This window comes from Deltaproteobacteria bacterium (assembly GCA_016931625.1).
Lineage (GTDB): Bacteria > Myxococcota > XYA12-FULL-58-9 > XYA12-FULL-58-9 > JAFGEK01 > JAFGEK01.
The window spans coordinates 1-12,004 of the sequence record JAFGEK010000004.1 but is presented as its reverse complement, the minus strand read 5'-3'; the positions used below and the strand labels follow the sequence as shown (position 1 = coordinate 12,004).

At 39.1% G+C, this 12,004-nt stretch carries 16 protein-coding genes and 4 tRNA genes; 13 read left to right on the top strand and 7 right to left on the bottom strand.

Translation table 11 applies throughout. The features are described from left to right. Positions 1–34: 34 nt before the first annotated feature. On the bottom strand, positions 35–562 hold the full coding sequence (locus tag JW841_00205) for a hypothetical protein (protein MBN1959339.1): 528 nt from the start codon (positions 560–562) through the stop codon (positions 35–37). Between the two features lie 75 nt (positions 563–637). On the opposite strand from JW841_00205, the gene JW841_00200 reads away from it, so the two are divergent. Beyond that, positions 638–709: a hypothetical protein gene (locus JW841_00200; protein MBN1959338.1), complete on the top strand. Its 72-nt coding sequence runs from the start codon at positions 638–640 to the stop codon at positions 707–709. Positions 710–1,057: 348 nt separating this feature from the next. On the opposite strand, the gene JW841_00195 is transcribed toward JW841_00200, so the two are convergent. Further along, positions 1,058–1,900, bottom strand: coding sequence for a hypothetical protein (locus tag JW841_00195; protein MBN1959337.1), 843 nt, complete (start codon positions 1,898–1,900; stop codon positions 1,058–1,060). 342 nt (positions 1,901–2,242) lie between these two features. Here JW841_00195 and JW841_00190 point away from each other — a divergent pair, with 342 nt between their 5' ends. Then, on the top strand, positions 2,243–2,500 hold the full coding sequence (locus JW841_00190) for a hypothetical protein (protein MBN1959336.1): 258 nt from the start codon (positions 2,243–2,245) through the stop codon (positions 2,498–2,500). Continuing rightward, on the top strand, positions 2,497–2,745 hold the full coding sequence (locus JW841_00185) for a cysteine-rich CWC family protein (protein MBN1959335.1): 249 nt from the start codon (positions 2,497–2,499) through the stop codon (positions 2,743–2,745). Before JW841_00190 ends, JW841_00185 begins: the two co-directional genes overlap by 4 nt. 157 nt (positions 2,746–2,902) lie before the next feature. Here JW841_00185 and JW841_00180 read toward each other — a convergent pair whose 3' ends face one another. Both JW841_00180 and JW841_00175 read right to left on the bottom strand, forming a co-directional pair. Continuing rightward, positions 2,903–3,487 (bottom strand): MXAN_6521/LA_1396 family lipoprotein, encoded by a 585-nt coding sequence (locus JW841_00180; protein MBN1959334.1) that lies wholly within the window; start codon positions 3,485–3,487, stop codon positions 2,903–2,905. After that, positions 3,484–4,080, bottom strand: coding sequence for an ABC transporter substrate-binding protein (locus tag JW841_00175; protein MBN1959333.1), 597 nt, complete (start codon positions 4,078–4,080; stop codon positions 3,484–3,486). Before JW841_00175 ends, JW841_00180 begins: the two co-directional genes overlap by 4 nt. Positions 4,081–4,168: 88 nt before the next feature. Here JW841_00175 and JW841_00170 point away from each other — a divergent pair, with 88 nt between their 5' ends. The 3 genes from JW841_00170 (at position 4,169) to JW841_00160 (ending at position 6,835) form a co-directional block, all read left to right on the top strand. Continuing rightward, the gene (locus tag JW841_00170; GenBank protein MBN1959332.1) at positions 4,169–5,314 is read left to right on the top strand and encodes a rhomboid family intramembrane serine protease; all 1,146 of its coding nucleotides are present in this window, start codon (positions 4,169–4,171) and stop codon (positions 5,312–5,314) included. A 91-nt stretch (positions 5,315–5,405) separates the two neighbouring features. Continuing rightward, positions 5,406–6,107 carry a deoxyribose-phosphate aldolase gene (gene deoC / locus JW841_00165; GenBank protein MBN1959331.1) on the top strand — a complete coding sequence of 234 codons (702 nt, stop codon included), beginning with the start codon at positions 5,406–5,408 and terminating at the stop codon, positions 6,105–6,107. Next, on the top strand, positions 6,089–6,835 hold the full coding sequence (locus JW841_00160) for a hypothetical protein (GenBank protein ID MBN1959330.1): 747 nt from the start codon (positions 6,089–6,091) through the stop codon (positions 6,833–6,835). The genes deoC and JW841_00160 overlap by 19 nt, the downstream gene beginning before the upstream one ends. A gap of 1 nt (position 6,836) precedes the next feature. Here JW841_00160 and JW841_00155 read toward each other — a convergent pair whose 3' ends face one another. After that, positions 6,837–8,858 (bottom strand): carboxypeptidase regulatory-like domain-containing protein, encoded by a 2,022-nt coding sequence (locus tag JW841_00155; protein MBN1959329.1) that lies wholly within the window; start codon positions 8,856–8,858, stop codon positions 6,837–6,839. A gap of 169 nt (positions 8,859–9,027) precedes the next feature. On the opposite strand from JW841_00155, the gene pyrF reads away from it, so the two are divergent. After that, positions 9,028–9,711 carry an orotidine-5'-phosphate decarboxylase gene (pyrF, locus tag JW841_00150; GenBank protein MBN1959328.1) on the top strand — a complete coding sequence of 228 codons (684 nt, stop codon included), beginning with the start codon at positions 9,028–9,030 and terminating at the stop codon, positions 9,709–9,711. Positions 9,712–9,717: 6 nt separating this feature from the next. Then, positions 9,718–10,461, top strand: coding sequence for a 23S rRNA (guanosine(2251)-2'-O)-methyltransferase RlmB (rlmB, locus tag JW841_00145; protein ID MBN1959327.1), 744 nt, complete (start codon positions 9,718–9,720; stop codon positions 10,459–10,461). A 12-nt stretch (positions 10,462–10,473) separates the two neighbouring features. Here the strand turns inward: rlmB and JW841_00140 are convergent, their stop codons facing one another. Both JW841_00140 and JW841_00135 read right to left on the bottom strand, forming a co-directional pair. After that, positions 10,474–10,668: a hypothetical protein gene (locus JW841_00140; GenBank protein ID MBN1959326.1), complete on the bottom strand. Its 195-nt coding sequence runs from the start codon at positions 10,666–10,668 to the stop codon at positions 10,474–10,476. Positions 10,669–10,675: 7 nt separating this feature from the next. Then, positions 10,676–10,903, bottom strand: coding sequence for a hypothetical protein (locus tag JW841_00135; protein MBN1959325.1), 228 nt, complete (start codon positions 10,901–10,903; stop codon positions 10,676–10,678). A 477-nt stretch (positions 10,904–11,380) separates the two neighbouring features. Between JW841_00135 and JW841_00130 the strand changes: the two genes are divergently transcribed. The 5 genes from JW841_00130 to JW841_00110 form a co-directional block, all read left to right on the top strand. Continuing rightward, a tRNA-Thr gene (locus tag JW841_00130) sits at positions 11,381–11,456 on the top strand. A 55-nt stretch (positions 11,457–11,511) separates the two neighbouring features. Continuing rightward, a tRNA-Tyr gene (locus JW841_00125) sits at positions 11,512–11,597 on the top strand. Between the two features lie 27 nt (positions 11,598–11,624). After that, a tRNA-Gly gene (locus tag JW841_00120) sits at positions 11,625–11,700 on the top strand. Between the two features lie 74 nt (positions 11,701–11,774). Further along, a tRNA-Thr gene (locus tag JW841_00115) sits at positions 11,775–11,850 on the top strand. 43 nt (positions 11,851–11,893) lie between these two features. Beyond that, on the top strand, positions 11,894–12,004 hold a 111-nt coding region (locus JW841_00110; GenBank protein ID MBN1959324.1), incomplete at its 3' end, for a hypothetical protein.

The following is a 12,004-nucleotide window of genomic DNA, read 5'->3' as shown; positions in this document are numbered from 1 at the left end:
TAATGTCACAATCAGGTTTATTGCGAACCTATAACTAGTTTTGTGCACTGACAGCCTCAAGAATTTTTTGACGTAATGATTTTAGCGATATAGTTGGTGACTCGGTCGTGCGTCCAATAATTAAAGCTTTAGAACTAGCGCGACGAACTAAACGATTACTATTTTCGCCGGTTACTCGGTAAACCCCTTGGAAAAGTCCCATAGGATAATAAAAATTATCATGTTCATGAGCTAATAGTAGCACTAAGCGTTCATTGATGTTGAATGTCGGAGAGCCGGGTACATTTTGTGCAATATTATCAAGAGCACCGCCTAACGTAATCACTTCAATAGTTTGATATGTAGTTGCGCCGCTCCATACTTCTTCAATTTCAAAAGATGTTCGCGTAAATATTCGGCCATCTTGCCAGTAGCATGTCTTTGGGCCAGCTTTACCATAAACGACCAAATCAGCCTTTTGCACTATAGTTTCTAAATTGACGATCTGTACAAATGACGCAGTCGCAGGATGGGAAATAAATAGAAGTACCACGAGGATACAAATGTAAATACACCTAATCATGCTATTTATGTAGCTTAAAAACATTGTGGCTGGCAATTATTTACCACCAAGCATAATTGGCCTCAGATTACAGCTATGGATGCTGACGTAATCAGCATCGAGGCATCTCGATCACATATGGATTTACTTGACGATTTCAGTGCATGAAAGCTCTACGTTGGTTAATTAGTGATCCAGAACATGCTCGCGTACGTGTAAACCCAGAGCATCGCTAGCGAGCTTTGTTTGCAAGCGTAACTTAAACTTGTCTAAATATTTCGTTGATATTAAAGGTATGCTTGTTTCTCAAGAAGAACAAACCTAGCATTATCTGTTAATTTTTTAGCATTGCAGCAGCAAATTCGACTTAATTAATAACATTATCGTTTATTCGATTGGAAAAGCTGGTATTCACTTTTAGGCAAAAAATCTATGCATAAAACAGGTATTAAGCATCTCAAGAGAACCTATACTATCATTACAAGACATAGCTACTTCAACTGCTTAGCAATTTTTTTAAAATAATTTCTTTTTTAAAGCACTCTCTTCTTGTTGCCAAAAGGCAGAAGTAGATTGGCGGTGGTTATAAAAAAAATCGGCAGACCTACTCACACAAAAATCAAAAATAGCACTTTCATAAAATTCTACGCATTTGCCGTAGTTATCTATTCCCAATAATTCTTTGAGCGATGTGACTTTGTAAGGTGCGTCAATATTTAGCTGTTGAAAGAAAATTGGCTCATTACGCTGGTTTTTCCCCAGATAAATGCCCAAATGATCAAACATAGGATTATTATCGCGTTTTTGGGGCCTGAAAGTGATTATGTCTCCGGGCTGGGGATGTCGTATCTTTCGGCAATATTGTTTTAAAAAACCCCATATGTCGTAATAAACAAAATATACTTTTTTGTAGTCTATTTTGTAGGAATTATAAATATCATAAACTGTACCCATACAATTTGACGAGTATGGGGCTGGACCATTTCGCGATACAAACTCGGTTCCAGAAATTTTACCATGTTCTTCAGCTACAGCCTGGGCTCGCAAATATTCAGTGATTGCTGCAGTAATATCGATAGTGACTGTATTATGTGTAAAAGTTGCATCAGGTTTGGCAAACGCCCGATTTATTTCTATTTTTGTCAACTGCTGTGGCACTGGTATAGTGGGACCAAGATTTGAAATGTTCGTCTTGGATGGCGTTGGCTGAGTTTGAAACAAATCATTACTGACTGTATCCAAGCCATCAATACTAGTAGCCGGTTCAGAAACCAAAGAGGTTGCAGGAATGGGGGGACTGCCTTTGAAAGCAGGTAATCGAGAAATCTCATCGCCCAAATATTCTTTAATTCCAACCATTATACTTAATCCAACGAAAAATTTACAACTTTTGCTATTGTTATGCAAGCATTTTTATACACCAAAAACTGAATATTTCACCAATTTAAATTAGCGATCTGCATCGATATAGGTAGAAATACAAATTAAGCGCCGCTATCGCTAAAAGCATCACCCAAGAGCTAAATGTGCCATACACCTAATTATTAGCACTTAATCATTGGAATCCACAACAGCATAGCCAACCCATAAGTTGCTATGTTGTAATTAACCTCAATAAATAGAGGTGTTATAGTGGCTCCATAGGTAATAAAAACTATGCCGAAGAAGGCATGAAAGCTTTACCCATAAACGCATCCAGCAATGCTTGAAATGCGGTCATTGTGTATTTTCTCACAGTCGATATATAGCTTCTATGATATTCATTCTCCTCGTGTACCTAAGATTGACGAGATGCTTGATTTACTACGGTGCGCAGCTCGCGTTATTCCTGTCGAGCGTCTTTGGGCTAATCCAGACTGTGGTCTTAAAACACGATGTTTTGAAGAAGTGCTCCCAGCTTTGACAAATTTGGTTGAAGCTGCAAAACAAATGCGTGCGCAAGTCTTAAATGCCAAATGAGTTCTGAAGATTATCCAGCGTATAGTCCAGATATTTGCCCTTTGTACGGCGGCCCCAATCATTGTGGTAAGGCGGACGGTAAAAGCTCATGTTGGTGTTTCAACACTAGCATACCGCAAGAAGTGCTTGCTCGTGTTCCCGATGCTGCTCGTGGAGTAACTTGCATCTGTGAAGCTTGTGCGAAAAATAAACGCTCGCCTACATCAAACCAAAAAGAAATTAATAAAATTTTGGGATCTCGATAAATAATAGAACGTAATAAGATGTTTGGCACTATAGCCTGGGTATTATGATATAACTCGTATGTCGTTTCTAATGCAAATATTTGAGTTCATAGAAACCAATATAATTAGTCGCTATGGCACCCAATAAGTTACCGATCAGAGTCAATGCACCAACACTTTAGTCAAGTTCAATTTTCTCGATAACTTCGTCATCAGAAAGAGTAGGATTAGGCAAAAGCTCTAAAAGTTGTTGTAGCAGGGCAAATAGCGGTGCCGCAAAACGATTGGCTACCGAGCCAACACTATTTCTATATGAAATTGTAAGATGCTTTAAATTTTCGTCGTTTGAGGATGATTCTAAGGTACCGGTTGTACGCCAAAGCAAAGCATCATCAGTGCAACGAAATAAACTCGCATCAAGTTGCATGTTAACTTCATCATCTACAACCGAGATATCTAAAATACGAAGTGCTAAGACCCCCTCAAGACCTTCACAAGCATCATTGAAGTTTTGTTTAATAGTACGAGGTGGGTGTACGATATAATTTTTACGAAGCTTTATATAATCAGAAGCAATAAAAGCGGCTAAATTGCCCACCTGATGATAATCCATGGGCGACCAAACCGTTACCGAAATGCGTTTGATTGCAGCATTACTATTTTGATCATAACCACTTAGTAAATATGATGAATCCACAGCACTTGAGCAACCAGTGCCAAATATTGCTAAAGCAAGAATAGCGTATATTATTATTTTGCTCATTTCTCTTTTTGCGAAACCTCAGCGACTTTATCACGTAATGCTTTGAGTACAGCCTGTGTCCCACCTTGCTCTAGTAATGGCTTAACCTGTTCGTCACGTAGACCTTTAAGTGTGCTTTCACCTAACATAATAGTATCGATAACTTTCCAAGAACCTTTTTGTTTTACTAAAACCCATTCAAGAACAATCTCTGTTTTCTTTAAATTTCTATGAATAACCACAGTTGATTTTATCCGGGCGTGTTCAGCTTCAATTTTTGCAGGCGTAAAAAGCATAGCATCAAGATATTTAAACATTTCGCGCCCTTTAGCGAATGAAATGGCTTTTATGATCGTTTCTAGTCCGCTGATAATTTCTTTCTGTTCGTTTGCGGTAAATTTATTAAAATCGTCTTGTAATAATTCATGCGCCATATCAGCAAAACTTATCTTTTTTGCGGCAGAAGTATCTTTACCATAGCGAATTGAGCCGATAAGGCTTTTAATAGTTTTTTGAATAGCAATATCATCGCTGTTGCTGGCTTGAATTGATGCTGGCATAAACAACAAGATAACGTTAATAAATGCTGTCAATAGATAAAGTGTATTTTTCATATTTACCCCCATATAGCTCATTTGGGGGTGGATGCTAGTTTTTGAAAGCTGATGAATACTTTTAAGGACTCTAAAATAAGGCGGAGTAATGTTTCCTATTGGTGACGAGCCAAATTCACGCACATTCCCATTGGTCAATTATTTTTTGATCGCAGCTAATATTGTGGTTTTTCTTTTTATTTCGTTGCCACTTACGCATCAGACGCCAAGTTTAAATGATCCGGCTTTGCGTGAATATGTTCAGTTTATGATAGCAAGATTTCCTGGTATTTCTGTGCGAGAAATCTTACTGCAAACATCAAACTATGACGTTTTTACTTTTAAATATGGGTTTAAGCCATCAAATCCACAAATACTCACTTTATTCACATCGCTTTTTATGCACGCAGGGTTTCTGCATCTTTTGGGAAATATGCTTTTTCTATGGGTATTCGGTGATAATATCGAAGCCCGTTTAGGACGTATTCGTTATTTGTTGTTGTATTTAGGCACTGGTATAGCAGCAACATTAGCTTTTTCATTAGTTGCGGGTAATTCCTCAGGCCCCCTGATTGGTGCATCAGGCGCAATATCTGGTATTCTTGGTGCATATTTTTGGTGGTTTCCACGCAACTATGTTCGTCTGTTAATCTTTTTATTCATTTATATAGATATCTGGCGTATACCAGCTCGTTGGGTGTTAGCATTTTATGTATTAGTAGACAATTTACTTCCTTTTCTCTCTGGCAACTCAAGCGAAGGTGTTGCCTATGGAGCTCATCTTGGTGGTTTTGCTGCGGGTTTATTGGCGGCAATGATCCTTGGTCGTCAGGAGGACGAACCTTCAAATTATCATAAACCACCGCCATTTAGTAGTAGCAGAGAAGTACCATCACTTCGTCAATTAGTTGAAGCAGAGCAATATTTAGATGCAGGTAATACCTATATGCATATGTCAAATACACAGCGGGCTCATGAGCGAGATGATACTGTTTTGGCATTAGCATCTGGTCTTGATAAAGAGGGTGAAAGTGAAGCAGCATTAGCGGTTTTACAGAGCTTTATAGCAAATAGACCTCAAAGTACCATGCTAGCAGAAGCACATTATTTTACGGCGATAATTCATATAGAACATACCGGGCGATTACTCGCCGCACGTGAACATCTACTAAGTGTACTTGATTTACAACCATCTGTATCTTTGGCTATGTCTGCTCGCCAAGCGCTTGCCGCTGTGGATGATGCATTACATTAAGAGAGAGGATGCGGTTTAGTTTATTCTTATTGGCTATGGATGAAATTAAAACGAAAAATTTACACAAAGCAACAGAACAAGGTTATTAACAATGCTGCCATTTGCGATTGAGTTAACCCAAGAACAACTTGCACCATATATTGATCACACTTTGCTACGAATTGATGCTACTGATGAAGATTTAAAAAAAATATGCAGTGAAGCCATTAGCTATGGATTTGCCTCTGTATGTGTTTATCCTGCAAATGTAAGCTATTGCGTTGCAAAGCTTGCCCAAAGCAGTGTTAAAGTGGTGTCAGTTGCAGGTTTTCCTTATGGCACTCAAAAAACTACAACTAAAACCAGTGAAGCTCATGATGCAATACTTAAGGGTGCCCAAGAAATTGATATGGTTATTAATATTGAGGCGCTTAAAAACGGTGACTATAAGATGGTTTTAAATGACATCATTAGCGTTGTTGATGCTGCAAATTCTCATCCTGTTAAAGTCATTCTTGAAACCGGTGCTTTAACAAACGAACAAAAAATTATCGGTTGTGCTTTGAGTAAAGCTGCAGGGGCAGCGTTTGTAAAAACATCAACTGGTTTTGGCCCTGGTGGTGCTACTATTGAAGATGTGGCACTCATGCGTGAGATAGTTGGCCCAGATTTTGGTGTTAAAGCCTCGGGAGGGATCCGTACCACAGAGGATGCTCGTCAGATGATTATGGCTGGCGCTAACCGTATAGGTGCTAGCGCCTCAGTCGCTATCGTTACTAATCCAGATAAAAAGTCATGTTCGCAAGAATATTAGCATTTACCTTTTTATTTATATCGGCAACTTGTGCGACAGGTTTGCCAATGCGACCAGCACCACTTTTTGCAGGAGTGGCTGGACCATTAATCATCGCTGATAGTAGTGGTAATCTTGAGGTGTCAGAGAATACTCTTGCAGCTATCTCTCATGGTGCAATAGTCGGCGCGGACTGGATTAAAATTGATGTGGCGCTTACTACTGATGAAAATGTTGTGGTTATTAATGACTCAGCTATTGAACGTACATATAACGACCAACATGAGCCAGCCTTTGCAGAAGTATTGGCGCTAAATGACGCCCGCCTATTAATTGAGTTAAAACCTTTTTTTAAAACGGAAGTACTTATTGAAAAAGTTGTGCGCGAACTTCATCGTGCTCGTGCGCTTGATCGGGTGATGATGAGTAGCACTGATATTCCTTTGCTTGATCGCATTACTATGCGCGAACCATCGCTGCTGCTTGCAGGTATTGCAGCTAATAAGACTGAAATTGAAAACCTTATTTTATTGCCAATTTCAGTAATATTAGTACCGCTAGAACTTATAGAGACAGCACATACAATAGTGCCACCACAATTGGGTATATGGGGATATACTGCTGATACTGTTGAAACTGCAACAAAGGCGATAGAACAAGGGGCACACGGAGTTATAACCAATATACCAGAGGCGGTGGTTAAAACTTTACGATCCCCACCGCCAATAGTAATACCACTATCTAAATAAACTATGGTGTGTATTTTGGCGTTTCAGAGTGAGGGTCATTTAGCCACTCATTGAAAATAACTTGTTGATAAAACTCTCCATTAATCATGGCTGAAATTTCTTGTTCATTTGTAGTGCCCCAATAATTGTTACTTGCAACTAACATCATATTTTGATTGTTCCATACAGCAACCCATGGCTCAGTAGAAGTATTTATAAACGAGTTATAATGCAATATGGTTGATGTTGGGTAACCTGTCAAAATTGGACCAGTAAGTAAAGCGTCGACTTCAGATTGAAATAGTGTAGATACAGCAAAACCAGACTGCGAATTACCAATGAATAGATTATTATATACAATGGTTGGATTATATTTACTAACATCTGCAAATATTTTAAGCCCAACGTTATCAAAACGATTTTTCACTACTTCTGAATTACCCGCAGGACATAAAACGTATACAGACGAGTTTTGTATCGTTGAAGAAATTAACCTAAATGAACCAACGCATTTAGGCATACCACCTATATTTGAATTTTCGATTATAGCATTCTCAATATCTATAACCCCTTCATTGGTTTTTTCAATATGCGGATATAAAGCTATTCCGTTCAAATGTACTGGCTGTGCCGCGGTACCACGTATTTTTAATTGTCCGTTAACATATATTGGCATTTGATTTGATGAATTAACAACTACGCCTTCTGTAATAGTAAGAGTTGCAGTAGGATAAATGTATATACTACCAGTAATTAAATATGGTAAACCATCATCCGCATTCCAAATGGTATTTTCAGTAATGTTGCCGGATACTTCTTTACCTGAACCTGGTTCTATAAGTGTAATCGTTGCCGATACGGCATTACTAATATTACCAGCAGCATCACGATATTGTACAAACACTGCGTGTTCGCCAAGTTCTTCAGGTAAAGTGTATGCAAGGGATTCGCTGTAGTCTTGCCAATCCTGAGTGCCAATTTTTATAGAAGTGACTGAAGTTGTGGCATCGGTTGCATGTAACTTAAGCGTAACTTCTCTAACGGTAGTTACACTACCTTCGGCAAAGGCAATACTTGTATCTGTCGGCGGCAATGTATCAATTGCAATACTGTCGCTAACCGGACCAATTACACTTCCACCCATTTTAAACCACGCATAGAGTACTTTATTGCCATCGCTATTAAAAGAATACTGAAGTTGCTCTTTATATGTTTGCCAGCCACTATCAGCAAAAACACTATTTTCGCTGAGGCGCAATTGTGCATTAGCAGACTCATCACTGAGTGAGAGCGCAACGTTAACAGTACGGGTACTGACTAGTGATAGACCATTACCAAGAACTATATTAGCAGCTGGATCAGATGATTCTTCTATTGGTTGTAATGTTATTGTTTCAAGAGAGGTTGTCTCACCTGCGGTAACACTAATATCAGTTAGTTCTACTGCGTGATAACCTTCATATTCAATACGCAAACTATACACACCTGCTGGTACTTCATCGATTTTAAAAGAGCCATTGCTATTGGCTTTGGTAATAAAAGAGGAAGAGCCTGGAATATAAATTAAAACAGGTGGCAACTTTTGGCTATCATCAATTATAACGTTGCCAATAATTGAGCCTGCCAGTGTAATTACAACACCACCAACATTAAATTTATCGTCACTTAAGGTATCGCTATTAGACGTATTTATATTTTTGAGGCTACAAAACTTATTACCAATAGTTGATTCAGCTTTGCATAATAAGCAATAGTAACCCCGGGTAACATTGGTAAATGAGAATTCACCCGACTCGTTGGTCACTTGCACATGCTCAGTACCTTCGAGTGTGCAATGTGCGCCAGCTACAGGTCGCTCATCATTATTACTAGGAGTGGCTTCAAAAAAACTTGCAGGCGCAGTAACCGCACCATAAATTGTAGTAGTTAGCGAATTTGTATTTTTTTGATCAAGATTGCCATTTGATTCAGGGTTGTCTACGTTACCGCCATTACATGCTGTAATCACAAACAATACAATTAATGATAGTGGAAGACTTCGCATACTGACCTCCATATTGCATCACAGTTTAATACATTCTCTGTTATACACTTTTGCAATCGATTTGTCATACACTATAGGCTAAAACTTTTTTGAATATTTGGGGCTTACTTATTTATCAGCTTATTGTAGGAGAGACTCTTACATTTATAACTTATACAAGAGAGATTTTATGAACCGTAATAAAAAATTAATAGTAGCCTTAGATGTACCTGATCGAGAAGAGATTTTATTCTTAGCACAACTTTTACGTGATGAAGTGGCCATGGTCAAAATTGGCCTTGAAGGTTTCGTTGCCCATGGTCCAAAACTTGTACGGGAGATAGTTGATTTAGGAGTAGAGGTTTTTCTTGATCTCAAACTTCACGATATTCCTCGAACTGCTAGTGCCGCAGCCAAACAAGTATCAAATCTTGGTGTGAGTTTATTAACTATTCATGCTGCAGGTGGTGCTGCAATGGTGCGAGCTGTGCGAGATTCTTTAAATCCTCAGACAGCGCTTATTGCAGTTACAGTGCTTACCAGTCTTGATGCTGATGCATTAAAGAAAATTGGTTTTGTTAGTAACACCCAGCAAACGGCACACACTCTGGGCAATTTAGCATTAGCTAATGGCGCCGATGGCTTAGTTTGCAGTGCTCATGAACTTGATGCATTATCGTCACTTTCTGGAGTTAGGGTGGTACCAGGTGTGCGTCCTTTGGGAAGTGAAGTATATGATCAGCGTCGCGTGGCAACCCCCAAAGTGGCAATAAATGCTGGAGCTACTTGGATTGTAGTTGGGCGTCCTATAATTACTGCAGCAAAACCATTAGATGCAGCCAAAGCGATAAACCTTGAACTAACAAAGGTATAAGCTATCGTGAGTAACGAGCAATATATTTACGGTCGTCATCCAGTAAGTGAATTGCTGCGTTCGCGCTCGCGTGAAATTCAGCAATTGTTTTTAGCTAATGGTCGCAATGAACGGCACAGCGATATTATTCGTAATGCACAACGGTTCTCTATTACGATAAACAAAGTTCCTGCGAATGCACTTATTAGTATGGTAGGTAATGTTAATCATCAGGGTGTAGTAGCAGTAGTTGCCACTTTTAAATATTGCGATATTGATGATATTTTACAGGTAGCTAAAAAAAGTGATGAAGCGCCTTTGTTATTAATGTTAGATCAAATTCAAGATCCCCATAATCTCGGAGCATTGATACGTTCAGCTGCAGCTCTTGGTGCTCATGGAGTAATTATTAGCAAAGATCATAGTTGTGAAGTAAATGCTACAGTAGTTAAAGCTTCTGCTGGTGCCACCGCAAATATTGGTATTGCACGGGTAACTAATTTAAATCGTAATATTGAGGCGCTAAAAAAAGCTGGACTATGGGTGATTGGTGCTGCAGCAGATGCAGCAGCGCGCCCTCTCTGGCAGGCAGATTTTAGTCTTCCTAGTATTATAGTTATTGGTTCTGAAGGCTCAGGCCTTAGGCGTTTGGTAGCAGCAAATTGTGATGTGTTAGTACATATTCCAATGATTGAACGTATAGAGTCATTAAATGCATCTGTAGCAGGTGCGATAGTTCTCTATGAAGCTTTAAGGCAGCGCAGCAAGTGAGATTGCTTTTAACTAATCAGAGTTACAATCTACGTTTGTTAGATTATAACCAAAGTAGTCGTTTAAGAATTCTCGAGTAAGGTCTTCAATATTTTCAGCGCGAGTCTCATTGCCCCAGCAAGCATGAGAAAATTCATGCGCCATTGCAGCACCAAAACAAATCCGTCTTTTTTTGGGCATTGTTACATTGGAATTGATCCAATCCATCCAATCTTCACAAATACGAATAGTACCAGAGCCAGGGACGGCATGCCCAATTATTATCTAAAATTCCTAACGCCTTTTTAAGATTGCCAAAATAATCACTGCCACAATCATCAAAAGACGCAAGTTGTGAAGTTTGGGTTTCGCTAGTAGAAATTTCTACATCTTTATCAGGAATATTTCCGCATCCGATAAGAATAGCTGAAAAAAAGAAAAATAATCCAATACAAGTTTTCATGATAATACCTCTATATGATATGGTTATACTTTTATTAGCAATTATAGTTATAAATATATAAATTGCTAATATTGTAATATTTTCTCTTATGTGAGTTTGAATGATAGTTCTTAAAAGTTATTCTTTGTTTGTGATTAAAATCTAACTAGAGGTTTTGTCGATTTTGAAATTTGCGATCGTCACTTTTTTAATGCATAAAATAATAAGTTATTTGAAATAGACTCAACATATTACATAAAATGCATTTTTAATCTTTTTACCATTATAACCCATAAGAATTGAAGCCATTTATAGATGACATAATCGCGTTAAATAATAACGTTTTGCGCTTGACTTCATGGACACTGACACCTATAAACCTGCGCTCCCAATTGGTCACGGGCGGCAGTCTGTCTTTTCTCTTTAAATATCAGGTAGCTAAGAGTTAAAGAGAAAAGTTGACATACCAAACGAAAAAAATTGGGAAAAGCCAGTTCGGCTGGCGTAGCTCAATTGGTAGAGCAGCTGATTTGTAATCAGCAGGTTGCGGGTTCGAGTCCCATCGCCAGCTCCATGCGTATTGCATATGAGATGGCTAAACTGAAAGGTTTAAAGCTTTGAAAAAGCTCGGAGGGGTACCCAAGTGGCTAAAGGGAGCAGACTGTAAATCTGCCGCGCATGCGCTACGAAGGTTCGAATCCTTCCCCCTCCACCATGAGAATTTGCAATGGAGAGTTTTTTGGCGGGAATAGCTCAGTTGGTAGAGCATCAGCCTTCCAAGCTGAGGGTCGCGAGTTCGAGCCTCGTTTCCCGCTCCAAAGCTCTTTAATTATATTAGGTAGAGAGTGAGAGTGATTTTTAGTCTTGCATTAGAAATTATGCAGGCCGAGGTGCCCATGTAGCTCAGTCGGCAGAGCACTTCCTTGGTAAGGAAGAGGTCACCGGTTCGATTCCGGTCATGGGCTCCATTTAGTAGATATGAGGGCAAGTTAACCTCTAAGGAGATTGGTTATGGCTAAAGAGAAATTCAACCGGTCCAAGCCGCACGTAAACGTAGGCACCATCGGACACGTTGACCACGGCAAGACCACGCTGACGGCGGCTTTAACCAAAGTTGCAGCC

What these genes read in the sequence shown, in the direction of transcription:
- JW841_00185 (MBN1959335.1), top strand. Translation starts at nt 2,497, where the DNA reads ATGAGTTCTGAAGATTATCCAGCGTATAGTCCAGATATTTGCCCTTTG.
- JW841_00180 (MBN1959334.1), bottom strand. Translation starts at nt 3,487, where the DNA reads ATGAGCAAAATAATAATATACGCTATTCTTGCTTTAGCAATATTTGGC.
- JW841_00175 (MBN1959333.1), bottom strand. Translation starts at nt 4,080, where the DNA reads ATGAAAAATACACTTTATCTATTGACAGCATTTATTAACGTTATCTTG.
- pyrF (MBN1959328.1), top strand. Translation starts at nt 9,028, where the DNA reads ATGAACCGTAATAAAAAATTAATAGTAGCCTTAGATGTACCTGATCGA.
- JW841_00160 (MBN1959330.1), top strand. Translation starts at nt 6,089, where the DNA reads ATGTTCGCAAGAATATTAGCATTTACCTTTTTATTTATATCGGCAACT.
- JW841_00155 (MBN1959329.1), bottom strand. Translation starts at nt 8,858, where the DNA reads ATGCGAAGTCTTCCACTATCATTAATTGTATTGTTTGTGATTACAGCA.
- deoC (MBN1959331.1), top strand. Translation starts at nt 5,406, where the DNA reads ATGCTGCCATTTGCGATTGAGTTAACCCAAGAACAACTTGCACCATAT.
- JW841_00205 (MBN1959339.1), bottom strand. Translation starts at nt 562, where the DNA reads ATGATTAGGTGTATTTACATTTGTATCCTCGTGGTACTTCTATTTATT.
- JW841_00190 (MBN1959336.1), top strand. Translation starts at nt 2,243, where the DNA reads ATGCTTGAAATGCGGTCATTGTGTATTTTCTCACAGTCGATATATAGC.
- JW841_00170 (MBN1959332.1), top strand. Translation starts at nt 4,169, where the DNA reads ATGTTTCCTATTGGTGACGAGCCAAATTCACGCACATTCCCATTGGTC.
- JW841_00140 (MBN1959326.1), bottom strand. Translation starts at nt 10,668, where the DNA reads ATGGATTGGATCAATTCCAATGTAACAATGCCCAAAAAAAGACGGATT.
- JW841_00195 (MBN1959337.1), bottom strand. Translation starts at nt 1,900, where the DNA reads ATGGTTGGAATTAAAGAATATTTGGGCGATGAGATTTCTCGATTACCT.
- JW841_00135 (MBN1959325.1), bottom strand. Translation starts at nt 10,903, where the DNA reads ATGAAAACTTGTATTGGATTATTTTTCTTTTTTTCAGCTATTCTTATC.